This is a genomic window from Sphingomonas sp. CL5.1 (genome assembly GCF_013344685.1).
Taxonomy (GTDB): Bacteria; Pseudomonadota; Alphaproteobacteria; order Sphingomonadales; family Sphingomonadaceae; genus Sphingomonas.
In genome coordinates, this window is sequence record NZ_CP050137.1 from 2,675,320 (window position 1) to 2,698,437 (window position 23,118).

The window sequence follows — 23,118 nt, forward strand, 5'->3', positions numbered from 1 at the left end:
TTGGTTCTTTCCTCATTGCGGTGAAGGTGCGAGAAAGCGGTGGGTGAACACCTCGTCCGCGCGCGGCGCCCTCGGCAGGCGTTCGGCGCGGGCCATCAGGTCGATCGAGCGGCCCAGTCGCGCCATGTCCGCCCCCCCGGTGAAATCGAGCCGGGCGAGCGCCGCCATCTCGATCTCCAGCGTGGTCTCGAGCCGAAGGGCTTCCGCCGCGCGCGACGCATCGGGCCGGCGTCGCAGTACCGCGTCGATCGCGGCGGCGGGGTCGGCGAGCATATCGCGCATCCCGCGACGCAATGCCTCGACCAGCGCAGCCAGCGTTTCCGGCCGCTCGCGGACCATGCGGCGCGAGGCCATCAGGCACGAGCCGAACAGCTCCGGCGCGTGATCGGCGAACTTGATGAAGCGCAGCGCCGCGTCGGCGTCCATGTCCGCCACCGCGAGCGCCGCGCGGACCGTGCTCACATATCCGAACATGCCGTCGAGGCCGGGCGTGTCGAGCAAGGCGCGCGCCAGATCGTGCAGCCCGCCGGGAAGCGCGCGGCACGTCACCCGCTCCGGATCGATCCCCGCACGCAGGCAGAAGGCGCCGAACGTCCGCAGCGCGACGTCGGTGTCGTGGCCGATGATCGTCCGGCCGATCAGGTCGGCCGGGCATCGTATCGGGCCTTCCGCCTTCACCGCGATCGCCGACGGCGAGGCGTGGAACATCATCATGATTCCGGTCGGCGCGCTATCCGGGCGCCGCGCCGCCAGTTCGATCAGGGCGTTGATATCGCCATAGCCGAGATCGAAATCCTCATTCGCCATGCGCCCGGCGGCGGTATAGGCGCCTTCGCCGGCAACGAGGTCCAGCGCGATCCCGGCTTCGGCGAGATAGCCGCGGTCCTGCGCCAGCAGCAGCCATGCCTGCGGCGATGAGAACATCGTATTGAGCACCATCCGGAAGCCCGTCCGGCCTTCCGGTGCGCTGGCCGACGATCCGTCGCACGCTGCTTTCATCATCCAGTCCTGATGATCTTTCGCAGGGGCGACTGGCGCCCCGGAGCCTGAAACATGGGCCGGTCGAGCATTGCCGTCTATAGCAAGCTTATCAGTATATCGTTCTATTAATCAGAATGATTGACCGTTGCTGCCTCCGGCCCGCATGGCGGCGAGCAGGCCGGAAAGGTCGCGTTCGAGCGCGTTGCAGGTGATCTGCCCGATCGGGTGGAGCTTGAGGCGGGTATTGGTGGCGATGCTGATGGTCTGCGTTTCGGCGGCGTGATCGCGCAACGGGATGAACCGGACCTCCCCGGCGATGATCTCCGTCGCGGCGTCCAGTTCCGAGGTCAGCGCCACATATTCGCCGCCCGCGACCAGCGCCTTCAGCAGCTGGAGGGAGTTGGTGACGACCGGCATCCGGCCCTTCTGGAACATCCAGTCATTGTGCGCCTCGATATAGCGGCGGATGGTCAGCGCGCGGCTTTGCAGGACCACGGGCAGGCTGGCTACGTCCTGCAATGTGACCGCCGTCGCGCCGGCGAGCGGATGATCGCGTGCCACCAGGCAGCCCAGCGGCAGGCTGCTGGTCCAGGCGACATGTATCTCGCGATGGGGCTGGAGGTTGAACGCGATCGCCACGTCGGCCTGGGCGTTGACCAACGCCGATCCTGCCGCGTCGGGCGTCACGATCTCGATCTCGAGCGTGATACCGGGATGCTCGCGCCGCAGCCGGCGAATCGTGCGCGGCAGGATGCCGTTCGCCATGCTGTCCATGGCGACGATCCGCAGATGGCCGCGATTCTCCCCGTCGAGATATTTGATCTCGCTCCCCATCCAGCCCAGTTCGGTGCGCCAGCGCCGGGCCAGCGTCGCCACGAGCGTGCCGGCAGAGGTCGGTCGCATCCCGCGCGGCAGGCGCTCGAACAGCGCGATGCCCAGTTCGTCCTCCAGTAGCAGGATCTGGCGATTGATCGCCGAGGCGGAGATGTTCAAATCACGCGCCGCCGCCTGGATCGATCCGCATCGGACGACCTGGTCCATATATTTCAACGACGTGGGGAGAAGGCGTTCTGACATGGCTGCATCCTGAAAAACAGAATGATGAGTGATCTATTATGCGATAGACGGCAATTGGATTTCACGGCAGCCTCCGTCCCGATCATCGTGGGAAGGCATCGCGGCAAGGCATGGTGTCCACTTCTGAAATCCGGCGCGTCACCTTGCGCGAGCTGAATCAGGCCGCCCGCGCCGCCTTCGTCGCCGTGCTGGGCGACACGGTAGAGAATGCGCCGTGGGTTGCCGAGGCGCTGGAGCGGCGGCGGCCGTTCCGCTCGGTCGACGCCGTCTGGTGCACGATCATGGACATCCTGATGACGGCGCCACGCGACGCGCGCCTCGCGCTGTTCCGCGGGCATCCCGAACTGGCGGGGATCGAGGCCGCGGAACACCGCATGTCGGCGCATTCGACGCGCGAACAGGATCGGCTCGGCCTCACTGCGATGCCGCCCCGCGACATGCGGCGGCTGCACGAGATGAACCGCCGCTATCGCGAGCGATTCGGCTATCCGTGCATCGTCGCGCTGCGCCGGCAACCCGATCTGCCGGCATTGCTGGATGCGATCGCCGCCCGGCTGGATAACGATCCGGCGACCGAGCATGACCTCGCGCTGGGCGAGATCGGGGAGATCGTGCGTGGCCGGCTGGACATGCGGATCGCGGAAGCGGCGGCCTGCGATGGCTAGCGCGAGCGCCATCCCCCCGGCGCTGGCCCGCGAGGATGCGGCGGCGGCCCGCATCCCGCTTTCGATCCGGCTGGGCTGGGGGCAGGCGTCGCTGGTCCTTTCGATCCTCACCAACATGGTGAACGCGGTGTTCCTGCGGTATCTCACCGACATGGTGGGACTGCCCTCCGGCTTCGCTGGCTCGGCGGTGGCCGGCGCGGCGCTGGCGGCGGCGGCGGCGCATCCGCTGGTCGGCTCGTTCAGCGACCGGTTCAACAGCCGCTTCGGCCGGCGGCGGCCCTTCATCCTGGCGGGGGGCGTGGTCTGCGCGCTTTCGACGATTGGCGCGTTCAGCCTGCACCACATCCATGCGCTGCAATGGGCGATGGTGTTCACCGTGCTGGCGCTGCTCGCGTTCGGCGCCGGCCTCGCGCTGGTGCTGATCCCGACGATCGCGATGTCGGCGGAGATGACCGACGACGTCGACGAGCGGATGCGGCTGGTGTCGGTGCGCGTCTATATGATGGCGATCGGCGGCTTCGCCGGCTCGTCGCTCGCGCCCGTGCTGCTGTCGGTCGGCGGATCGCCGGCCTTTTCCTATACGCTGCTGGCATGGCTTGCCGGAGCCATCGCGCTGGCCGGCTGCACCTTGTGCTTCTTCATGACGCGGAACGCGCACGCGACGCACGAGACGGCCCACGAGGCGATTCCCCTGGGAAAGCGGCTCAGGCTGGTGGGGGAGAACCGGCCATTCGTGGTGCTGATCACGATCAAGTTCCTGTTCTGGACCGGCGTCGCGATGACCAACGGTATGTCGGCCTATTTCACGCTCTACGTCCTCAAGGTTTCGGACGCGTGGCTCGGCATCTACAACGGGCTTAAGATCGCCGGCTGGATCCTCGCGCTGCAATTCTGGGTCTGGCTCGCCGCGCGGAAGGGAAAGAAATTCAGCTTCAACCTGTCGGTGATCATGTACGGTCTCGTCTACGCGACCTGGCTGTTCGCCGGACCGGAAGTGTCGAGCGCCGATATCGTCGTGCGCGCGCTGCTCGGGGGCATCGCGCTGGGCGGGGTGGGCTTCAACGTCCAGGCGATGCTGCCCGATGCGATCCAATATGACCATTATCGCACCGGCTTGCGGCGCGAAGGGATATTCTCCGGCATCTACAGCCTGATCGAATCCGCCGCGCTGTCGAGCGGGATCATGCTGATCGGGATGCTGTTCGCCAGCGCGGGCTATGTTTCCGGCACCAGCGGCCTGCGCCACGTGCAGCCGGAGAGCGCGCTGGAGATGATCCATTATTCCTATGTGCTCACCCCGGTGATCTGCTCGATCATCGCGATCGTCGGCATCCGTTTCTACGGACTCGACCGGGCCGAGATGGTCGCGATGACGCGGGAGGAGCATCGCGCGGAGGATGAGGGCCAGATGCCGATGGCGCGACCGTGAAGCGCATCGCGCCGCAGCCGCTGACCGCGGCGGCGTTCGCGCCGTTCGGCGAGGTGATCGAGGTCGACGCCGGCGCGCAGCCCCTCGTCATCAATCGCGGGCAGACGCTGCGCTTCCACGATCTGGCGGCGATCGACGTCGAGGCGGGCGGCGGCCGGCCCGCGCTGAGCGTTTTCCGAGGCGAGCCGCTCGATCCGTGTGTCCTCGCCATATTCGAGCGACACCCGCTGGGCAGCCAGGCGTTCGTCCCGCTCGACGGGAATCCGTATCTGGTCGCGGTCGCGCCCGCCGGCGCGTTCGATCCCGCCGCCGTGCGGATATTCCGCGCCACGGGGCGGCAGGGCGTCAACTACCGCCGCAACGTATGGCACCATTTCCTGTTGCCGCTGACCAGCGGCGCGCACTTCCTCGTGATCGACCGGGAAGGCCCAGGCGTGAACCTCGACGAGCACGAGTTGCCCCTCGCGGACCGGATCGCGATCGACGGGTGACGCGGCGGCCCGTCCGCGCGTCTACCTCGCCCGGCCGAACAGCCGCAGGCGGCTGACCCCGCCGTCCGGATAGATGTTGAGGCGGACGAAGCGCACCGCGCCGAGCCGCGCGATCTCGTCGCGGAACACGTGAACCCGATCGGCCTCCAGCTTCACCTTGGGCAGCAGCACGTGCCAGTCCCCGGCTTGCCGCGCGATATCCTCGGGCGCGCCATCGGCCGCCATGCTCGCCTGAATGGAGCAATGCTCGGGGTAGTTGCCCTTGAAATGGGCGGTGTCGATCTCGATCCGCTCGATCGTCCCTGGTGCGCCGAGCGAGAAGATCGCCCAGTCGTGACCCGGCTCGCGGCGGCGGCGCGTTTCCCATCCGTCGCCCATGTCCGCGCCGCGACCGGGCGCGGTCAGGTTCTCCAGCCGGCCGTAATGCACGTCGTTGGCGATGATGCCGCGCCCGCCGTGCTCCATCGCGAGCAGGTCGATTGGCCCCGCCCCGGTGATGGCGGGCCAGTCCGGCGCCACGCGGCCCCACACCCTGAGGCGCGCCACGCCGCCATCGGGGAAGATATGGAGCCGCACATGGGTCACGGGTTCGGCATGGTCGATCGGTACGTAGATCCGGTCGTCGCCGCGCAATTCGAGGCGCGGCGTCACCTGCACCCATCCGTCCGCCGGATTGATCTCGTCGGATCGGCATAGCTCGATCTGCGCGCCGGGTGGATAGTTGCCGGTGAAATGGCTGGTGTCGATCTCGAATCCGGCCACCTGTCCGGTGACGCCCAGCCGGATGACGCACCAGTCATGGCCCGGCGTCCGCTTGCGGCGGCTTTCCCACCCGTCCATCCACTTGCCGTTGTCGTCATATTTGCCGGGGATGAACGCGGGCGGCGCCGGATCGATCAGGCGCGCCTTGTCGGCGAAGAAATCGTCCGTCGCATAAACGACGGCCGAGCCGAGGCGCGGCTGTGCGAGATCGACATAGTCGCGGCGCAATGCGTCGATGTCGGATATGTTCATGAATGCCTCTCTTGGATAGGGCGGTGGGGATGTCGCGCGCGCCAGTGGCGCGCGATGTCGATGCGGCGGGCGAACCACACCTTCGGATGATCGAGCGCGTGGCGGATGAAGCGTTCCAGCCCCGCGATCTTGCCGGGCCGGCCGGACAACCGGCAATGCAGGCCCACCGACATCATCCGCGGGTGCGTCGCGCCCTCATCGTAAAGCACGTCGAACGTGTCCTTCAGATAGGAGAAGAATTGCTCGCCCGTGTTCAGCCCTGTGCCGGCGAAGCGCATGTCGTTGGTTTCGAGCGAATAGGGCACGATCAGATGCGGCCCCCCCGCCTCTTCGACCCAGAAGGGCAGGTCGTCGGAATAATCATCGGCATCGTAGAGGAACCCGCCCTCTTCGGCGACGAGGCGGCGGGTGGCGGGGCTGGTGCGCCCGGTGTACCAGCCGAGCGGGCGCTCGCCGGTCAGCCGGCGGTGGATCTCGATCGCGCGCGCCATGTGCTCGCGCTCGAGGTCTTCCGCCACCCCCTGATAGTCGATCCAGCGCAGGCCGTGGCTGGCGATCTCATGTCCCGCGCGCAGGAACGCCTCCACCGCCGCGGGATTGCGCTCGAGCGCGGTGGCGACGCCGAATATCGTGGTCTTGACGCCGTATCGCTCGAACAGGCGCAGCAGCCGCCAGACCCCGGCGCGGCTGCCATATTCGTAGATTTGCTCCATGCTCATGTGCCGTGCGCCGCGAACGGCCGGGGGCGAGATGATGTCGGAGAGGAAGGTTTCCGCGCCTACATCGCCGTCGAGAATGCAATTCTCACCGCCTTCCTCATAGTTCAGGACGATCTGCACGGCGATCCGCGCATCGCCCGGCCAGTCGGGCAAGGGCGGCGTCGCTCCGTAGCCGACGAGATCGCGCGGATAGCCGCCGCTGGCGTCGATCGGCACGGTCAACTGCCGCGATAGGTGCTGTAGGCGAACGGGCTGATCAGCAGCGGCACGTGATAATGCGCGTCGCCGTCGGCCATGCCGAATTCCACCGGCACCATATCGAGGAAGGCCGGCTCGGGCAGGCTGACCCCGATCCCCCGGTAATAATCCCCGACATCGAATTCCAGGCGATAGCGGCCGGGCAGAAGCGCGTCGCCGGCCAGGATGGGCGCGACGGTCCGGCCGTTCGCGCCGGTCCTCGACTCGACCAGCAATTGACCGCCATGAAACAGGCGAATCCGGACGCCGGCGCCGGGGCGACCGCTTAGCGTGTCGAGCACATGTGTCGTCAATTGTCCCATTATGTCAGCCTCCTCGCCGATGATCCGGCGGACCACGCATATGCTGGAATAACCGTCATTTTCCTTGCACTTCCGTCGGGCCGGCGACGGCGTGCCCCGTTTTTCCGAAAGCACGTCCGGCCCGATCCCCGGCTTCTCCGCCCGTTTGTCATATTCCCGTTGAATATGTCAAATTTCACATGTATCATCACATAAATTTTGCCGCATTGAACGCCGGCGCATCAGGAATCTATGGAAGGGGTGGATACATGAAGCAGGTAACTTCATTTCAGGATTCCGGCCGGTTGTACGGGGTTTCGACTATCGCGCTGGCCGCGTTGCTGGCCTGCCCCGCCGCGGCGCAGCAGGCAGCGGGTGACGCCGGTACGGCCGCTGCGGCCGAGATCGTCGTGACCGGATCGCGCATTCCCCATCCCGATGTCGAATCGAACAGCCCCGTCAGCGTGGTCTCGGCAGAGGCGATCAAGCTGACCGCGACCAACGAAACCGATCGTGTGCTGGATATGCTGCCTCAGGTGGCCGGTAGCACGGGTGCCGGCTCCAACCTCGGCAGCGGCGCGGCGACGGTCAACCTGCGTAACCTCGGCGCGGTGCGCACGCTGGTGCTGATCAACGGCCGCCGTGTCGTTGGTTCCTCGCCGGACGGGGTTGTCGACATCAACATGATCCCGCCCGCGCTGCTCGAGCGCGTCGACGTGCTGACCGGCGGCGCTTCCGCCGTTTACGGCTCCGACGCGATGGCCGGCGTGGTCAATTTCGTGCTGAAGGACAATTTCACCGGAATCCAGCTCGGCGCCAATTCCGGCATCAGCGATCGCGGCGACGCCCGGAACTATCAGTTCGACATCACCGCCGGCACCAATTTTGCCGGCGGCCGCGGCAATGTCGCGGTCTATGCCAGCTATTACAATCGCGACCCGGTTTATGCCGCCGCGCGCGATTACGCGACGCGCTATCTTGTCGATGCGACCCAGAACGGGGTCGGCGTGCTCGTGCCGGGAGGCAATGCGACCACGCCGCAAGGCACGATCATAGCGCCCGGTCTGGTCGGCAAGCAGGATCAGTTCGGCAACCCGATCGGCACCGGGGGCGTCTTCTTCGCCCCGGGCGGATGGCGGGCGTATACCGGCGCCGACGCCTATAACGACAAACCCTATTCCTATATCTAGATGCCGCTTGAGCGCTGGGAAGCCTCGATGAACGGCCATTACGAGCTGGCCGACAACGTGACCGCGTTCTGGGAAGGCACCTATGCCCACACCAGGACCGGCTATTCCAACGCGGCGGTGCCGATGGGGACCGCCTCGTTCATCAACAATTTCCAGCTCGACCTGCGCAATCCCTATCTGCCCGCTTCGCTGCGGACGTTGCTCGGCGCGCTGGATACGGACAACGACAGTCTCGTGTCGGTGAGCATGAATCGGCGGCTCAATGAGCTGGGCTTGCGCTCCACCGACCAGCGCCGTGATTTCTGGCGCCTGGTCGGGGGGCTGAAGGGCAATCTGACCGACCGATTGAAGTGGGAGTTCTTCGTCAACTACGGGAAGAGCACGATCGAGGACCATCAATATGGCGGGGTCCGCCTCGATCATTTCCAGGCGGGGCTGCTGACCAATCCGGCCAATCCGATGGCCTGTGCCTCCGCCGATCCGGGCTGCGTCGTGCTCGACCTGTTCGGCGCCAATTCCCTGACCCCGGCGATGACCAATTATCTTTCCGCCGGCGATCTGGTGAACCGCACCCGCGTAGAGCAGACGCAGATCGGCGGCGACATTTCGGGTACGTTGTTCTCGCTGCCGGCGGGTGACGTCGGCATCTCGGTCGGCGCCGAATACCGCCGCGAAAGCTCGGCCTTCATGCCCGACCCGCTCTACACGCAAGGGATCGTCCTGGCGCGCTTCGCCGGTCTCCAGCCGACGCAGGGAAGCTATGACGTGAAGGAGGCGAACGCGGAGCTATATGTCCCGATCCTCGCCAACACGCCGGGATTCCAGCTCCTCGCCTTTGAAACGGGCGTCCGCGTTTCCGATTATTCATCGGTCGGATCGGTCATCGCCTACAAGTTCGGGGGTGAATATACGCCGTTCGAGGGGCTGAAGCTGCGCGGCTCGTTCGAGCGCGCGGTGCGCGCGCCGAACGTCAACGAACTCTATGGCGGTCTCACCAGCACCGCGCCGCTCGCCACTGATTTCTGCAACGCGACGGCATCGCGCACCACGGCGCAGCGGACGTTCTGCCAGCAACTCGGTGTGCCCGCCGCGCTGCTCGACGTGTTCACGCAGCAGAACGCCTTCATCACCGTGGTGAGCGGCGGCAATCCCAACCTCAAGGCGGAAACGTCGAACACCTGGTCATTCGGCGCCGTGCTCCGGCCGACTTTCGTGCCGCGGCTCCAGATCACCGTCGATTATTATAATATCGAGGTGAACAACGCGATCGCCGGCTTCGGCGGCGGGTTGGCCGGCACGATCGGGGCCTGCGCCGCGAACATGTCGCTCAGCAACCCGTTCTGCGCGCCGCTGACGCACCGGGCGGAGGACGGCCAGCTTTTCCAGGTGCCGTTGCTCAACGCCAATATCGCGAACCTGACCTCCGAGGGCGTGGACTTCGCGCTGTCGTACAACTTCCCGGTCGGCGCGGGGAAGCTCGCCTATTCGCTCGCCGGCACTTATCTGATCAAAAACACCTCGCAAGGCGGGCCGGGGCTGCCGGTGATCGATTGCGCGGGCTTCATCGGCGGCGGCGCATGCGGCGACGTCAATCCGCACTGGCGGCTGAACCAGCGGCTCACCTATAGCATCGACAAGGTGCAGGTGACGCTGAATCACCGCATGATCGGCAGCGCGCAGGACGGGCGCATCGCCAGCGCCATCGCCAATGGCGTGACGCCGCCGTCGCTCGCGGTTCCGTCGACGCCAAACATCCACTATTTCGATCTTGGCTTCTTCCTCGATGTGAACGAGCATTTCTCGATACACGCCTCGGTCAACAATATCTTCGATAGGCTGCCCCCTTATCAGCTATTCGAACTGGACACCTACGACCCCATCGGGCGCGCCTTCACCGTCGGCGCTAACGTGAAATTCTGATCGATCCGGGGCGGCGGCGTCCGACGGCGCCGCTCCGGGTTTGCTACCTGCTGGTTTCAGGGCATATGCGGGTACGGGCTTGCGAAACCCGTTTGAATGGGCGTACGAAAACCTGCCAAGGGTGCAGGGGCGAAAAGTCGATGCGGATCAAGAAGATATACGATCCCAGCAACAGTGATTTTCGCTTGGAGAGTTCGCCATTCTATTTGATGGCTCACGCTGATTATAAATATCATGAAGATATGAATGTGGTATTGCATAAGTATGGCGTGTCAAAATCCATCTATAGAATCATGACCGTCTTGCGCGAGACAGATACCGCCAGTATCGGGTTTATCGCTGACGCGGCTCTCATCAAACGCCCCACGGTAAGTAGGATCCTCGATCGGATGCTCGAACAGGGGTTGGTGACGAGTCAGCCGAACGTCGAAGATAATCGCATAACCGATGTGACGCTGACGCCGGCTGGACAAGAAATGCTTACGAAGCTCACGCCCATTGTTAACCGGCAGTTTCTTCGGGCAATGGAAGGTGTAAGTAACAACGATCTTTCCCAACTTGTGCGGATACTGCAAAAAATTGGTAGAAATCTTAGCAAGCTGCCGATTGAATAATATAGCGCAGTCGGGCGTATTGCTCGACGATATCGACGCAGTCTCGGTGAAGCTACCTTCCTCAACTAAGGCTTGAAGCTATTCGAGCCCTCCGATGGCACTCGAAACCTTCGAGGACGTCGCCGAGCAGCTTCCGTGCTTCATCAACGACACGTACAACAATCGCCGCCTACATTCCGCGATCGCCTATCTCAGTCCCGCGCAGTTCGAAGAGCAACTTACCCGGCCAGCGGTCAAATCCGCCGTCTGAACCTGCCGGCACCAGGGAACCACTCCAATACGGGGTCCCGTTTGCGCGCCGTTTGACAGCCCGATGCTCAAGGGTTTTCATCCCTTATGTCGCCCGATACCGGCCGCGCCGGCCAGACGCTCGGCGGCCGATGGAACCGGCGGGAACCAATATCCGGCCGTAGGGGGAGAGTGGTGTGCCGCTTGGCGCGCCAAAGACGAATCGCGGCTCGTTCCATTTTCGGGGGGACTCGATGCCTCGCGCCTTCGGGAGTTCTTCCTCGTGCATCGACGCCGCCTGGTCCAATATCTCCGGATAAGGCTACGATCGGAAAGCGAGGCCGAGGATGCCGCGCAAAGCTCCGGGGAGATGTGTAGATTACGTTGTCGAGCCAGCTCTCTGCCCACCTTTGCGCGGGTGCTGGGTCGCGGTCAGGCCGGTGGAACGGGCAACGGCGCAGGAGGACAGGTGCGCACGGCTGTGGCTACCAGCGAACCTACGCGTTTCGGTCCCGCTGTTCGTGCCAGCGAACATAATATGGGGCGATGGCACAGGGCGCGGACGGTCGGTGCGATCCATCGTTCCTGTGCGTGACGGAGCCACCAGGATTTCGACTTCATACGCCCTGGCGTTCCGCGCCTGGAAGGTTCGCTCGGTGTTGATCGTGAATGTGGGATCGACCGCCTTCAACATCTCCCATAAGGTCTGCTCGCCATCGCGTGATTCGGGTTGCGCCCAGGCGAGGTCGAAATCTTCCGTCTCTTGCGGGATTTCGGGAATGAAGCCTGCCGCCTCGAGCGCATAGGCGGCGATGGCGTTGGTGCCCACCACGATCAGCGATTGGTCGAGCAGGCCGCGGCGGTCGGCTTCGCGAAGAATCGGGCCTGCGTCGCTGGAGATCATCGGTACCCGAAGCGCGCGAGAGACGTGCGGATTCGTCGAGCGATACCTTGCTTGCATCACGCCGCTCCTTGGCGGCCGATTTTTCTGTGCGATAGGTCGTGAATTTCGCGGCAAGCTTGTCCGACCAGGGGCCGAGGCTCCGGCCATTTCCGCTGCGGTCCCTGATTTCATACAGATAGGCGCGGCCGCCCACTTCCTTGCGTCTGAGGTCATAGGGCAGGGATGCGAGCACGCGCTCGGCCTCCATCCACACGTCATATCGCTGCCGAAGATTGACGAGCGTGTGCGCTTGCTCGTCCGAGAAGGTTCGAACCGCATTCATGGGGTGTGTATCCCACATTCTCGAAAAAGTACCAAACGAAGGATAATGCGACAGGGTGTCGATAGAATGTGTCGGCCTATCCTCGAAAATTATCCCACATATTAGAGTTTTTCCTGAAACGCGGGACAAGGCGATTCAGGTGAACCTGTACAACGCTGTGTCCTTCCAAGCCGGCAGACGATCCGCAGGGTTGCCTGTAATGTGAATCAGATCCTTCGGAGGTGAGCCTGAACGCGGTCATCTCCACCCGGCCACTCTCATGGCTTCAGGCCCTTTGCCATGTTGAGATGGGCGGTCACTGTCGGGATGAGTCCGGTCGCGAACGTCTTGAGCGGCGCGACGTCGCCAGTGGCCGAATAGGCATTGAGTGCGTCGAGCGCCGCCTGATGGCCGGCGACCTGGGCGTTGACATATGCCTTGTCGAAGTCTGAACCGGTCACGGCCTTGAGCCCATCGAGCTTCTGCTGCTGGTCAGGCGAGAGCGTGGGATCAGGAGTGATCGGCGGACTCGCGGACGCGGCTGCCGTCTTCAGCTTTGCCGTCGATCCCGTGTGCGCGTCGATCATCTTCTGGGCGAACCTCTTGATCGCCGCCGATCTGGAGGCGGTAAGCGCGAGCTTCGAGGTCGCGATCTCGAACGCGTCGCTGGCGGCCGCCGCGTTCGCGAACCCCTGCCCGGTAGCCGGCGCGGCTGCGATCATGCTCGCGTCTGTCGCGGTGGCATTGTCGACGGTCGTGACCACAGCGGTGTTGGTCGTGTCTGATGTCGTCTCCTTGTGACCGCAAGCAGCCAGGGCGAGCATCGTGGCCGAGGTGAAGGCGATGGTCTTGAAGCGCATGTGTCCGTCTCCCTGTCGTCGGCATCGCAAACGTGCGGTCGGGCCCGACGTTCCGGACGCGTGGACCTTTGCCGAGGTTTTCACGTTGTGCGTCCCGAACGCCGGCATTTCGCCTGCGACCAGGGAGTGGCGAACATGGGCATCTTTGGCTCGATCATGGACAAGATTTTCCACCATCCTGCCACCGCAACGCCCGCGCCGGATTCGGCGCAAACGAGTGAGCCGGCTCAACCGACCGCGCCAGCGCGGCCTGCGGCTGCAGATGCCGCGCCCACAAGCGTCGATGTGGGCGCCGTGCTTTCCGAAATGGCGTCGATGAAGGACGGCGGGGGCGGCAACTACCAGACGTCGATCGTCGACCTGCTGAAGCTGCTCGATCTCGATTCCAGCCTTACTGCCCGCAAGGAGCTGGCGAACGAGTTGAGCGTGCATGTGGGTGAAGACGGAAGCGCTGAGCAGAACATCGCGCTGCACAAGGCGGTGATGCAGAAGCTTGCCGACAACGGAGGCGTCGTGCCCGACAGCATGCGCGGTTGAGCATTGGAAACCAGGGGAAGCGCGCCTTGGCCAGCCGGATGAAGCTGCGCTTGAACGCGCTCATCCACCGGCGCGACCTGAAGATGGCGGAATCGGTGCACGCCTATGTGCGTGGCAACACCGCCAGGTTCTATGAATGGCTCGTGGCGTCGCCGGTCTACAAGAACATCCCGATCGGGCCCGCGGTCTGGATCTGCGGGGACTGTCATCTCGGTAACCTCGGACCGCTGGCGGACGCGCAAGGACGCATTGATGTCCAGATTCGCGACCTCGACCAGACCATTATCGGTAACCCCGCGCACGACCTCATTCGCCTGGGACTCTCGCTTGAGACGGCTGCCAGGAGTTCGGACCTCCCCGGCGTCACCACCGCGCGGATGATGGAGGCCATGATCGACGGCTATGCGCGAGCGCTCACCATTGACGAAGGCGACGATCCACCCGAACCGGAGGTCGTGCGCTCGGTCCGGCGTGTCGCGGTAGGCCGCCGCTGGCGTCACCTTGCGAGGGAACGCATCGACGGCGTCGAGCCGACGATTCCGATCGGGAAGCGATTCTGGAAACTCGCCCGTGACGAACGCGAGGCAATCGAAGCACTCTTCCGCGAACCGCAGGTCCTGGACCGGGCCCGCCAATTGGCCGGGGTTGGAAAGAAGGCTATGATCCGTGTCGTGGATGCGGCCTATTGGCGCAAAGGATGCAGTTCCCTCGGCAAGGCGCGATACGCCGTCCTGCTGGGAGTGGGCGGGCATAAGTCGGGACACGAGCACTACGCGCTGATCGACATCAAGGAGGCGGTGCCTACGCTGGCGCCCGCCGCGGAAGGGGCGGTTGTGCCGAGGGACGCTGCCGAGCGCGTCGTGGCGGGCGCACTGGCCCTCGCGCCCAATCTCGGGGAGCGAATGATTGCGGCGAGGCTCCTCGGAAGACCAGTGGTGATGCGTGAGCTCGCGCCGCAGGACCTGAAGATCGAGGTGGAGCAGTTCTCGCGGAAGGAGGCTGTCGAGGCGGCGGCCTATCTCGCGTTCGTGGTCGGGGTCGCGCACGCGCGCCAGATGACCTCCGTGCAGCGCTCCATCTGGCACGGCACGCTGCTCGAGCGGCAGGCTGGCAATCTCGAAGCGCCATCCTGGTTCTGGCGTTGCGTTGTCGACCTCGCCGCATCGCATGAAGCCGGATACCTTGAGCATTGCAGGAAGTTTGCATTGGCGGCGTGATCGAGCGTGGCGCGGATGGCCAAGTGGCTGGACCGCGTCGCCTCGGGTGGGTTTACCATGAGCCAGCGGGTGTGTTCGTCGCAGGGTGACACCAAGTGCGCGCGTAGGTGTCGCGGTGGTACAACGTGCATGACGGCCGGCCGAGCGATGCTGGCTGCGATCTGTTCGCGACGAGCCGGTACCTATCGAGGCCCTTCGCTGGCAAGTCTGGCGATTCTGACCGCGTCTCGGGTTATCACTTCGAAGCGTGTTCAAGCATTCTGGAGGCTATATGACCAGAGTTCACGAAACGCCGTCAGATGTCGTATCCTTGGATGGACACGTCCTGGTCGACGGGCCCGGTGGCGTTGCCCTCACTCTTACGCCCCATGCGGCCGTGAAGACCGGTGAGCGCCTGATCGAACATGCCGGTCACGCGCAGCGGCAAACCGACGGCAAACCGGGCGGTGAGCGATAGTTGCAGTTCGCCAAGGCGGCCAAGCCAGACCCGGCCATCGCAGCCGATGATTAGTCGAAGTATATTCCGTCATCAGATGGACCGGAATATCGCTATCCTGGCGAGCAGTTCTTCGTTTAGTCGGATGCATCCGATTTTGTTTCAGTCGCTCCGCCCGTTGCATGCGAACGGTCGGTCTCAAAGAGCGTAGGCGCTCCGGCTGATTCACGGTCAATCAATCTCGACTGAAAACAGCGCGGCATCTTCCGGAACAGATCGGCTGCAGCCAAGTTATTAGCCGAGCCAGGCGAAGCCTCGAAAAAAAAGGCTTTGTAGCTTTGCGAAGGAGTCAGGATTTATGAAACTTCCGATTTTCGGAGCCATGGCGGCTGCCCTTGTTACAACTGCGGCATATGCAGATTCCCACAATCCCGCGGTCAAATCCAGCAAGCCGATTGCAACCCATGTCGCGGCCAAGGGGCATAACTCTTTTACCGAGGCGCAGGCGCGGGGCCGCATCGAGAAAGCGGGTTATACCGACGTCGGCAAGCTCAGCAAGAACAGCAACGGCATCTGGCAGGGAGCAGCGATCAAGGACGGCCAAAAAGTGAAAATCGGACTGGATTACAAGGGTAACGTAATCCTGCGCTAATCCCCGTTCACCGAAATATCAGGAGAGAGAGATGTCAAAAACCGTTACTGCGCTTTTCGATCACTATTCGGAAGCAACAAGCGCCGTAGGTGATCTTGAAGCCATCGGCATCGATCAAGACGATATCAGCATTATCGCGAATAATGCGCACGGGCAGCATGACGCCAACGAAAGGTCCGGTGATCACACCGGGCTGGGCGGTGGCACCGCGATTGGTGCCGCCGTTGGCGGCGCTGGCGGACTGCTCGCCGGTCTCGGATTGCTTGCAATTCCTGGGCTCGGACCGATCGTTGCGGCTGGCTGGCTGGCCGCCACCGCGGTGGGCGCCGGTGTCGGCGCGGCTGCCGGAGCTGCAGCCGGGGGCATCGTGGATGCCCTGAAAAACGCCGGACACAGCGATGACGATGCGAACTTCTATGCCGAAGGTCTGCGGCGAGGCGGCACGCTTGTGAGCGCCAAAAGCCCGGAGAGCAAGGTCGCCGAGGCTGAGGAGGTGTTGCGGCGGCACAAGGCCGTCGATCGCGAAACGCGTTCGGCAGCCTATCGCACCGGAGGATGGACGCGGTTCGATCCGGCTGCTCCTGCCTATAGCGCGGAAGAAATCGAACGTGAGCGCGCCACTTACGGCTCGATTGCCGACCGGTACTGATCGGCAATTGGGGCGGACTCTGTCCGCCCCTGCTGCTGCAGAATTCGCTCAACATTCTCCCGTTTATACTCAGTGACCAGATCGCTGAACGCTATAAACAAAAGAGCACGCCAAATACCGCCGGCTGGCTGCTACTTTTAGCGTCGTGCGCGCCTCAATCGGGTTCGTCAACGCTATGGGTCAATACGCTGACAAGCTTACCGAAGGGATCGCGCACATAGAAGCGGCGGACGCCCTAGGGTTCCTGCTGTGGTCCATATTCAATATCGAACCCTGCTTCCTTGGCACGGCCGAGCACGTCGTCGAGGTCATCCACCTCGATCGAAAAATCGGGGACTGGAGTGCTCGAGCCCCCTTCGCTTGCGATGCTGATCTGTGGTGCGATTACGACAGGTGTAGCTGCGAAGGTCATGATCCAGCCGTGATCCATGACAACTTCGAGGCCCAAAACACCGCCATAGAAGGTGCACGCGGCGTCAGGTCGGGTTGTCGCGACGTTCGCGATAATGCGCTTGGCCACCATCCACGTTCTCCTCGTTGAGCCGTGTCTCCGTCTCGATCATAGCCAAAAGGCAACGGGAACTGCATGTCAGCAATCTGCACGTTGGCAACATTCTCGATGTTTTTGGCGTTCTTTCGATCTGCGGGAAATTTCATACGGAGTGCTACGTTGATCAGGCGCCGGGCCGCGCAAGCATGGCGCGCAGCCGGGATTATGTCCCGGCTGCATTTCGTTCGCGTGTCCTGAAAGTCATTGCGTTGATTAGCGGCATCACGACCAACTCGCCTTGCAATCAGGGTATCTCCAAGAGCGCGACCGGGTTTAATGACGGCCCCCGGTCGTACTCTTCCTGGACTCGTGGGTGGCCTTCGTATCGGATTGCCAATCCCGCCTCATCGCCGCAGCGGGAACTAATAATGGGCGCAGGAGGTAAAAAAGCTCCCCTGGTTGCACGAAGTCTAGCCCGAAACCGTAGGATTTTGCACAAACCCGGAGACTCATATCGGAGCGGGTGATGAAACTTGTCGATCGGCGGACGATGATTCTGACGGCTGGCGGGATTGCGGTGGCCGCAATCGCTGTCAGGGCAACCGCTGGTGGTGGCGATGCTCCGCTCGGATTCGCGCCCGATCCGGCTTTTCTCGAACGGGCAGAGCATCTCCTTGCCCGGTATCCGGCGATCGATCTCCACGCGCATCCGGGTGACACCTTCGCCCGCGATGCGATTGATCTCTCCCCGGACGTGCGCGCCATCGCGGCCGCCGGACCGATGGAGGAACAGGCGGTCCGCGACATGCGTGCTGGCCGGATGGCGGGCGGAAGCTTTGCGGCCGTTGCGGATGTGGAGATACTCGGCACCCGCAACGGCGCCATGGGATGGTTGCGCGAGTTCCGACCCGGCGAGGCGCGGGCGAGCTATGAACGCCAGATCCGCAACCTCCGCAAGCGGGTAGGCGAGGCCGGCGCGAGCATCGCGCTGACGCCGGCGGATATCGTGCGGCTGCACCGCCAGGGGAGGATCGCGGCGTTGCTCACGGTCGAGGGCGGCGATTTCCTCGCGGGCGACGCATCCTATCTGGATACGGCATTCGCCGACGGGGTGCGCGCAATCACCCTGGTGCATTACCATCCCAACGAACTGGGCGACAACCAGACGGCCCCGCCGAGGAGCGGGCTGACCGCGTTCGGGCGGGAGGTCGTGCGCGGGATGGACCGGCTCGGCATGGTGATCGATGTGGCCCATGCCTCCGAAGACACCGCGCGGGGGGTGCTCGAAACCTCCTGCAACCCGGTGATGTGCTCGCATACCGTCCTCGCCAGCGATACGGACCGCTATCCGCGCTTCATCAGCGCGGGGCTGGCGAAGGCGATCGCGGCGAAGGGCGGGGTGATCGGCGTCTGGCCGTCCGGCTTCGGGGCGGCCACGATGAACGACTATGTCGAGCGAATATTCGCGCTGCGCCGCGCGGTTGGCCCGGAATTCGTGGCGCTCGGCACGGATATGGATGCGAACTACAAGCCGGTGCTGACCAGCTACCGGCAAATCCCGCTGCTGGTTTCGGAGCTGTTGCGACGTGGGTACGGCGAGCAGGAGACGATCGCATTCGCCGGAGGTAACTTCCTGAGGCTCTTCGGTGCGGTCTGGAAGGGGCGTTCGACCAGGCAATCATGATGGGCATGGCCGATTGTTACGCGACCTGAATATTGTTGCTGTCCTCGCCGATCGAGTGAAGGTGCGTTGGCCTCACCAGCATGGAAGACGCGAGGTTGAGAAGAGTAGAAATGCATAATGCACTGGTGGCTATCGTCATTTGAGAATCGCTCGCCACAGGAACATCGCCGGTCGCTGCTCGTAACGTTCCATGCGCTTCGCAAGGATAACGAAAGGGCGATGTCATGGCTGACGATACGGCTTTCCTCACCGACGTTAAAACATTGAGAGCGCGAGCGAAGCAGTCGCTGGACGAGGGCGCCGTCGTCTCCAGCTACAAGGCCGATCCCGAAAAGACGATCGAGTTGCTCCAGATAGTGGTGGCGACGGAACTGGTCTGCGTCCTGCGCTATCGCATGCATGCCATTTCGGCCGAGGGCATCACCAGCAAGAGCGTCGCGGCGGAATTCGTCGAACATGCCGAGAGCGAACACCGCCATATGCTGATGGCGGCGGAACGCATCGATCAGCTGGGTGGCGTCCCTGATCTCGATCCCGAGGGTCTCGCGAGCCGTTCCGCCACCGAATACGGCAAGGGCGGCGATCTCGTTCAGATGCTGAAGGACAATCTGGTCGCTGAACGGCTGGTGATCGAGCATTATCAGGAGCTGATCCGCTATTTCGGCAATGACGATCCGACGACACGGCGGATGCTCGAGCATATCCTTGCCGAAGAAGAGGATCACGCTTCCGACATGCACGATCTGCTGGTTGCACACGAAGGGAAGCCTTTCCTGAAGTAGCCTGGGAGGGGTTGTGGAACTGACGGAAAACCGCGACCTTCGCGGCGGACGCCCCTGCTGGTCGGCGGACGACATTGAGTGCGTGGTGAGCGACAAGCTGCCGGACACTTTCGTCGACGTGGCTATCGTCGGCGCAGGCGTCATGGGCGCGATGCTGGCGGAGCGCCTTTCCGATGATGGAAGGCGCGTGTTGCTGCTCGATCGCCGCCCGCCCGCGCACGGCAGCACGGCCGCTTCTACGGCCTTGGTAATGTGGGCTGCGGACGTGCCCTTGACCCACTTGTCCGCGCGGATCGGTGCTGCGGAAGCGGCGCGACGCTGGCGACGCGTTTATGCTGCTGTGCAGCGTCTGGCACAGAAAGCCTCGTCACTGGAGTGCGGCTGGATAGCACGGCCGGAACTCTATCTGGCCGGTACGCTGCTGGACGAAGCCGGGTTGCGCACCGAAAAACGAGTGCGGCGCACGGCGAAGTTGCCCACGGAGTTTCTCGATAGCGACACGGTCGCCGCGCGCTTCGGTATCGCGCCGCGTGCCGCCCTGCTGTCGCAGGGATGCTATGAGGTGGATCCGGTCAAGCTTACGCTGGCATCGCTCAGTCGTAGCCGCCGTCATGGCACTGCAGCCTGCTTCCCGGTCGATGTGACGCGGCTGGAACCGGCCGGTGATGCAATCAGGGTCTGGATGGGTGATGGCGCGAGCATATGTGCGGGAGACGTCATTCTCGCCACCGGCTACGAGCGGGCGAAGTGGTTCTTGCCGCCGCAATTCACCGTCGGATCGAGCTATGCGATCGCCACGCCGCCCGGCTGTGCCCCGTTGTGGCGCGAGAACGCGATGATCTGGGAGGCCTCGTCTCCCTATCTCTATGCTCGCGCCACCAGCGATGGCCGCGTGATCGTCGGAGGCGAGGATGAGGATTTCGCCGACGCGCATCAACGCGATGCGTTGATAACCGCGAAGAGCGGGGCGATCCGTGCAAGGCTGGAAGCGATGGCGGCCAAGCCGGAGATCGCGATGGATTGCGCCTGGGCCGCCACTTTCGGATCGTCGCCCGACGGTTTGCCCGCGATCGGAAGGGTAGGGGGATATGATCACCTGTGGCTCGCCAGCGGTTTCGGCGGCAACGGCATCACCTTCGCCGCGCTGGCGACCGAATTGCTGGCCGGCGCTCTGAACGGGAAGCCAGACGCGGATGCTGGGTGTTTCGATCCCTATCGCTTCGGCCCGCATCACATCGGCCAGACGGCGGTGATCAACGGGATTTCCAGCACCAGCAGCACGGACGAGGGCACCCCGAGCTACCAATAGTCCCCGACCGATAGGCGCCCGAGGCCGTCACCAGCACCGTTGGCGCGTTATGGAGGAACCGTGAGCAGGCCATCGCCACCACCCAGCGGCGGGCATTGTGCGATTGGCGGCACGCTCGGTGCGCCGATTGGCGCTGTCCATTTACCGCTCGGCGCTTCATATCGGGAGGCCGTTAATTTCGTGAGACTTGCATTGCAGGCTGCTGCGAATGCTTACCGGAAGGTCAGATGCTTGCAGCATTCTTCTGTTCATTTGTGCCGCAGACATGGATTTGCTCGACGATCAGATAGGAACCGAATCGATTCGGCAGGCTGATGAGGATTTGCGAGTCGTTGTCCTTGCCCCGGCGCGGCCCATGCCTTGGCGTGGTTATCGGCGATAGTTCAAGTGTCCGTATCTCTTGCGAGTTCCCATCGCGTCGATATAGCGACTGGTACGCGGGGCGGGCATTGCTCTTGGCAGCGCGGTCGCTCGACTATTCCCGTAATTGGCCGTTCGTGCTCTTCCCGATCGGTGGCGTCGCGGCTTGCCAACCTACCGCCTGATATCATCAATGTCGCCATGCGCCCCTCCTTCGTCCTCGATCGCGCCAGCGACGTCTCGTTGCAGGATCAGATCCGCACCGGAGTGATCGCGCTGATCCTGTCGCAAGCGTGGCTGCCGGGGCATCGCCTGCCGTCGTCGCGCGTGATGGCGCGGGTGCTGGGGGTGGCGCGGAACACGGTGACGATCGCCTATCAGCAGCTTGTCGCAGACGGCCATGTCATCACGCGCGATCGCAGCGGGCTGTTCGTCGCGGGCGATCTCGCTATCGCCCGCCATGGCTCCGGCGGCATCGCGGGGATCGCGGATCGCGCACCGGCCGACCATTTCCAGTGGAGCCGCCGTCTGCCGCCGCCGCCGAACCTGCCGGAGCCGCGACTGGCCAACTGGCAGCAATATCCCTATCCCTTCCTCGACGGCTGTTTTGACGACAGCCTGTTCCCCGCCGACGAATGGCGCGAAGCGGCGAGCCTGTCGCTCAAGCGGCGGCAGATCGTGTCATGGTCCGGCATCGCCGACGACGATCCGGCGCTGGTTGAGGAGATACGGACCAAGATCCTGCCCCGGCGCGGCATTTATGCGCGGCCCGACGAGATATTGCTGACGCTGGGCGCGCAGCATGCGCGGGTGCTGTCGCTGGAGCTGTTCTGCCGCAAGGGAAGCCGGGTAGCGATCGAGGAACCGGGCCTTGCCGAATTGCGCGCGCTGGTCGCGGCGCGGGGCGGAACGGTGGCGCCGCAGCTGGTCGACGGAGACGGGCTGATCCCCGGCCCGTCGCTGGCGGATTGCGATGTGGTGATGGTGACGCCCAGCCACCAGCTTCCCACCGGCGCGACGTTGTCGCTCGAACGCCGCTCGGCGCTGCTGGCGCTGGCCGATACGCACGACCTGATCGTCGTCGAAGACGATTTCGAGTGCGAGACCAATTATCTCGACCGCGATTATCCCGCGATGCGCGGCATGTCCGGCGGGAATCGCGTGGTCTATATCGCCGGCCTCGCCAAGGTGCTCGATCCTGGGCTGCGGCTGGGCTTCATGGTCGCGGACCGTGAGGTGATCGCGCATCTGCGCGAACTGCGCCGCCTGTCGGTGCGCCAGCCGCCGCCCAATAACCAGCGTGCCGCCGCGCAATTTCTCTCGCTCGGTCATTACGACACGATGATGCGGCGGCTGGGGCGCGAGTTCCGCGCGCGACAGATCGCGCTGCGCGACGCGCTCAACCACTATCTGCCGCGTGCGATCGCGATCCAGCCGTTGCGCGGCGGCACCACCATGTGGGTGCGCGGCCCGGACGGGCTGGACGTCGAGGATTTCGCGCGCGCGGCGGAACGATGTGGCGTGCTGATCGAGCGGGTCGAGCATTATTATGCGGAAACGCCGCCGCCTGCCTTGTTCCGGCTGGGCATCACCAGCCTGCCGATGGAGCGCATCCGCCCGGGCATCGCCGCGCTGACCGCCGCGTTCAACGACGTCGCCGGGAATCGCGCCGCGCCGCCGCCGATCCTGACTGGCCGGGCCCTGCGCGAGAAGATGAGCGGCGCGCGGCTCGACTGCCGCACGATCTACGGCGATCCTTGCACCATCCTGTTGCTGCCCGACGGCACGATGACTGGTCGCGCCGGCTATGAGGACGAGGATCGCGATACCGGCCGCTGGTGGACCGAGGGCGATCGCTGGTGCCGCCAGTGGCAAAGCTGGTCCTACGGTGAAATCTCTTCCTTCGCCGTCGCGGTGGAAGGCGGCATGGTCCAGTGGATCGGCGCGGACGATCGCGTGGTGGACTGGGCGCTGATCAGCCGTGCCTGAATCTGGCTCCATGAAAACTGCAAAACTGGCTCTATCGCTGCGCCGCGCCTGCCCGCACCATTGTCCCTGGCGACGGATCAG

General features: G+C 64.0%; 23 protein-coding genes. 15 read left to right on the forward strand and 8 right to left on the reverse strand.

Going from position 1 to position 23,118, the window contains the following annotated elements:
- Positions 1–12: 12 nt before the first annotated feature.
- Together F9288_RS13000 and F9288_RS13005 are read right to left on the reverse strand one after the other, a co-directional pair.
- Positions 13–1,002: an ABC transporter substrate-binding protein gene (locus F9288_RS13000; protein ID WP_174837179.1), complete on the reverse strand. Its 990-nt coding sequence runs from the start codon at positions 1,000–1,002 to the stop codon at positions 13–15.
- A gap of 108 nt (positions 1,003–1,110) precedes the next feature.
- Positions 1,111–2,058: a LysR family transcriptional regulator gene (locus F9288_RS13005; RefSeq protein ID WP_174837180.1), complete on the reverse strand. Its 948-nt coding sequence runs from the start codon at positions 2,056–2,058 to the stop codon at positions 1,111–1,113.
- Between the two features lie 110 nt (positions 2,059–2,168).
- On the opposite strand from F9288_RS13005, the gene uraD reads away from it, so the two are divergent.
- The 3 genes from uraD to F9288_RS13020 are packed head-to-tail and all read left to right on the forward strand — an operon-like array spanning position 2,169 to position 4,643.
- Positions 2,169–2,723, forward strand: a complete 555-nt coding sequence (gene uraD, locus F9288_RS13010) for a 2-oxo-4-hydroxy-4-carboxy-5-ureidoimidazoline decarboxylase (RefSeq protein ID WP_174837181.1) — start codon at positions 2,169–2,171, stop codon at positions 2,721–2,723.
- Entirely contained in the window at positions 2,716–4,152 is a 1,437-nt protein-coding gene (locus F9288_RS13015) for an MFS transporter (RefSeq protein ID WP_174837182.1), read from the forward strand. The genes uraD and F9288_RS13015 overlap by 8 nt, the downstream gene beginning before the upstream one ends.
- Positions 4,149–4,643 (forward strand): ureidoglycolate lyase, encoded by a 495-nt coding sequence (locus tag F9288_RS13020; protein WP_174837183.1) that lies wholly within the window; start codon positions 4,149–4,151, stop codon positions 4,641–4,643. The genes F9288_RS13015 and F9288_RS13020 overlap by 4 nt, the downstream gene beginning before the upstream one ends.
- Before the next feature lie 21 nt (positions 4,644–4,664).
- Here F9288_RS13020 and alc read toward each other — a convergent pair whose 3' ends face one another.
- Genes alc through uraH form a run of 3 tightly spaced genes read right to left on the reverse strand, consistent with a single transcriptional unit; the run spans position 4,665 to position 6,936 of the window.
- A complete protein-coding gene (gene alc, locus F9288_RS13025; RefSeq protein ID WP_174837184.1) occupies positions 4,665–5,657 on the reverse strand; it encodes an allantoicase in 993 nt (330 codons plus the stop codon).
- Positions 5,654–6,592: an allantoinase PuuE gene (gene puuE, locus F9288_RS13030; protein WP_254620874.1), complete on the reverse strand. Its 939-nt coding sequence runs from the start codon at positions 6,590–6,592 to the stop codon at positions 5,654–5,656. Before puuE ends, alc begins: the two co-directional genes overlap by 4 nt.
- Before the next feature lie 2 nt (positions 6,593–6,594).
- Positions 6,595–6,936: a hydroxyisourate hydrolase gene (uraH, locus tag F9288_RS13035; RefSeq protein WP_174839076.1), complete on the reverse strand. Its 342-nt coding sequence runs from the start codon at positions 6,934–6,936 to the stop codon at positions 6,595–6,597.
- 248 nt (positions 6,937–7,184) lie between these two features.
- Between uraH and F9288_RS13040 the strand changes: the two genes are divergently transcribed.
- The 4 genes from F9288_RS13040 (at position 7,185) to F9288_RS13055 (ending at position 10,889) form a co-directional block, all read left to right on the forward strand.
- Positions 7,185–8,105: a TonB-dependent siderophore receptor gene (locus F9288_RS13040; protein ID WP_174837185.1), complete on the forward strand. Its 921-nt coding sequence runs from the start codon at positions 7,185–7,187 to the stop codon at positions 8,103–8,105.
- A gap of 27 nt (positions 8,106–8,132) precedes the next feature.
- Positions 8,133–10,025: a TonB-dependent receptor gene (locus F9288_RS13045; RefSeq protein ID WP_174837186.1), complete on the forward strand. Its 1,893-nt coding sequence runs from the start codon at positions 8,133–8,135 to the stop codon at positions 10,023–10,025.
- Between the two features lie 140 nt (positions 10,026–10,165).
- Positions 10,166–10,639, forward strand: coding sequence for a MarR family winged helix-turn-helix transcriptional regulator (locus F9288_RS13050; RefSeq protein WP_174837187.1), 474 nt, complete (start codon positions 10,166–10,168; stop codon positions 10,637–10,639).
- 94 nt (positions 10,640–10,733) lie between these two features.
- Complete coding sequence (locus F9288_RS13055) at positions 10,734–10,889, forward strand: IS3 family transposase (protein ID WP_174837188.1); 156 nt, start codon at positions 10,734–10,736, stop codon at positions 10,887–10,889.
- Positions 10,890–11,246: 357 nt separating this feature from the next.
- Here the strand turns inward: F9288_RS13055 and F9288_RS13060 are convergent, their stop codons facing one another.
- Positions 11,247–11,828 (reverse strand): GSU2403 family nucleotidyltransferase fold protein, encoded by a 582-nt coding sequence (locus F9288_RS13060; protein ID WP_174837189.1) that lies wholly within the window; start codon positions 11,826–11,828, stop codon positions 11,247–11,249.
- A 522-nt stretch (positions 11,829–12,350) separates the two neighbouring features.
- On the reverse strand, positions 12,351–12,932 hold the full coding sequence (locus F9288_RS13065; protein ID WP_254620875.1) for a DUF4142 domain-containing protein: 582 nt from the start codon (positions 12,930–12,932) through the stop codon (positions 12,351–12,353).
- 135 nt (positions 12,933–13,067) lie between these two features.
- Here F9288_RS13065 and F9288_RS13070 point away from each other — a divergent pair, with 135 nt between their 5' ends.
- From F9288_RS13070 to F9288_RS13085, 4 genes are all read left to right on the forward strand, one after another.
- Positions 13,068–13,469, forward strand: coding sequence for a DUF3597 domain-containing protein (locus tag F9288_RS13070; protein WP_174837190.1), 402 nt, complete (start codon positions 13,068–13,070; stop codon positions 13,467–13,469).
- A 26-nt stretch (positions 13,470–13,495) separates the two neighbouring features.
- Positions 13,496–14,686 (forward strand): DUF2252 family protein, encoded by a 1,191-nt coding sequence (locus F9288_RS13075; RefSeq protein WP_368076156.1) that lies wholly within the window; start codon positions 13,496–13,498, stop codon positions 14,684–14,686.
- 794 nt (positions 14,687–15,480) lie between these two features.
- Positions 15,481–15,774, forward strand: coding sequence for a hypothetical protein (locus tag F9288_RS13080; protein ID WP_174837191.1), 294 nt, complete (start codon positions 15,481–15,483; stop codon positions 15,772–15,774).
- Between the two features lie 31 nt (positions 15,775–15,805).
- Positions 15,806–16,423, forward strand: coding sequence for a hypothetical protein (locus F9288_RS13085; RefSeq protein ID WP_174837192.1), 618 nt, complete (start codon positions 15,806–15,808; stop codon positions 16,421–16,423).
- A gap of 235 nt (positions 16,424–16,658) precedes the next feature.
- Here F9288_RS13085 and F9288_RS13090 read toward each other — a convergent pair whose 3' ends face one another.
- Positions 16,659–16,946 (reverse strand): VOC family protein, encoded by a 288-nt coding sequence (locus tag F9288_RS13090; protein WP_254620876.1) that lies wholly within the window; start codon positions 16,944–16,946, stop codon positions 16,659–16,661.
- Positions 16,947–17,439: 493 nt separating this feature from the next.
- Between F9288_RS13090 and F9288_RS13095 the strand changes: the two genes are divergently transcribed.
- The 4 genes from F9288_RS13095 (at position 17,440) to F9288_RS13110 (ending at position 23,037) form a co-directional block, all read left to right on the forward strand.
- Positions 17,440–18,597, forward strand: coding sequence for a dipeptidase (locus tag F9288_RS13095; RefSeq protein WP_174837193.1), 1,158 nt, complete (start codon positions 17,440–17,442; stop codon positions 18,595–18,597).
- Positions 18,598–18,821: 224 nt separating this feature from the next.
- A complete protein-coding gene (locus F9288_RS13100) occupies positions 18,822–19,379 on the forward strand; it encodes a bacterioferritin (protein ID WP_174837194.1) in 558 nt (185 codons plus the stop codon).
- An 85-nt stretch (positions 19,380–19,464) separates the two neighbouring features.
- Positions 19,465–20,688, forward strand: a complete 1,224-nt coding sequence (locus F9288_RS13105) for an FAD-binding oxidoreductase (protein ID WP_174837195.1) — start codon at positions 19,465–19,467, stop codon at positions 20,686–20,688.
- Positions 20,689–21,249: 561 nt separating this feature from the next.
- A complete protein-coding gene (locus F9288_RS13110; RefSeq protein ID WP_174837196.1) occupies positions 21,250–23,037 on the forward strand; it encodes a PLP-dependent aminotransferase family protein in 1,788 nt (595 codons plus the stop codon).
- Positions 23,038–23,118: the final 81 nt, after the last annotated feature.

Coding starts and splice junctions, on each gene's coding strand:
- F9288_RS13065 (WP_254620875.1), bottom strand. CDS start 12,932: ATGCGCTTCAAGACCATCGCCTTCACCTCGGCCACGATGCTCGCCCTG.
- F9288_RS13040 (WP_174837185.1), top strand. CDS start 7,185: ATGAAGCAGGTAACTTCATTTCAGGATTCCGGCCGGTTGTACGGGGTT.
- F9288_RS13110 (WP_174837196.1), top strand. CDS start 21,250: ATGCGCCCCTCCTTCGTCCTCGATCGCGCCAGCGACGTCTCGTTGCAG.
- F9288_RS13085 (WP_174837192.1), top strand. CDS start 15,806: ATGTCAAAAACCGTTACTGCGCTTTTCGATCACTATTCGGAAGCAACA.
- F9288_RS13095 (WP_174837193.1), top strand. CDS start 17,440: ATGAAACTTGTCGATCGGCGGACGATGATTCTGACGGCTGGCGGGATT.
- F9288_RS13000 (WP_174837179.1), bottom strand. CDS start 1,002: ATGATGAAAGCAGCGTGCGACGGATCGTCGGCCAGCGCACCGGAAGGC.
- F9288_RS13080 (WP_174837191.1), top strand. CDS start 15,481: ATGAAACTTCCGATTTTCGGAGCCATGGCGGCTGCCCTTGTTACAACT.
- F9288_RS13050 (WP_174837187.1), top strand. CDS start 10,166: ATGCGGATCAAGAAGATATACGATCCCAGCAACAGTGATTTTCGCTTG.
- F9288_RS13090 (WP_254620876.1), bottom strand. CDS start 16,946: ATGGTGGCCAAGCGCATTATCGCGAACGTCGCGACAACCCGACCTGAC.
- F9288_RS13100 (WP_174837194.1), top strand. CDS start 18,822: ATGGCTGACGATACGGCTTTCCTCACCGACGTTAAAACATTGAGAGCG.
- F9288_RS13055 (WP_174837188.1), top strand. CDS start 10,734: ATGGCACTCGAAACCTTCGAGGACGTCGCCGAGCAGCTTCCGTGCTTC.
- F9288_RS13005 (WP_174837180.1), bottom strand. CDS start 2,058: ATGTCAGAACGCCTTCTCCCCACGTCGTTGAAATATATGGACCAGGTC.
- alc (WP_174837184.1), bottom strand. CDS start 5,657: ATGAACATATCCGACATCGACGCATTGCGCCGCGACTATGTCGATCTC.
- uraH (WP_174839076.1), bottom strand. CDS start 6,936: ATGGGACAATTGACGACACATGTGCTCGACACGCTAAGCGGTCGCCCC.
- uraD (WP_174837181.1), top strand. CDS start 2,169: ATGGTGTCCACTTCTGAAATCCGGCGCGTCACCTTGCGCGAGCTGAAT.
- F9288_RS13070 (WP_174837190.1), top strand. CDS start 13,068: ATGGGCATCTTTGGCTCGATCATGGACAAGATTTTCCACCATCCTGCC.
- F9288_RS13060 (WP_174837189.1), bottom strand. CDS start 11,828: ATGCAAGCAAGGTATCGCTCGACGAATCCGCACGTCTCTCGCGCGCTT.
- F9288_RS13015 (WP_174837182.1), top strand. CDS start 2,716: ATGGCTAGCGCGAGCGCCATCCCCCCGGCGCTGGCCCGCGAGGATGCG.
- F9288_RS13045 (WP_174837186.1), top strand. CDS start 8,133: ATGAACGGCCATTACGAGCTGGCCGACAACGTGACCGCGTTCTGGGAA.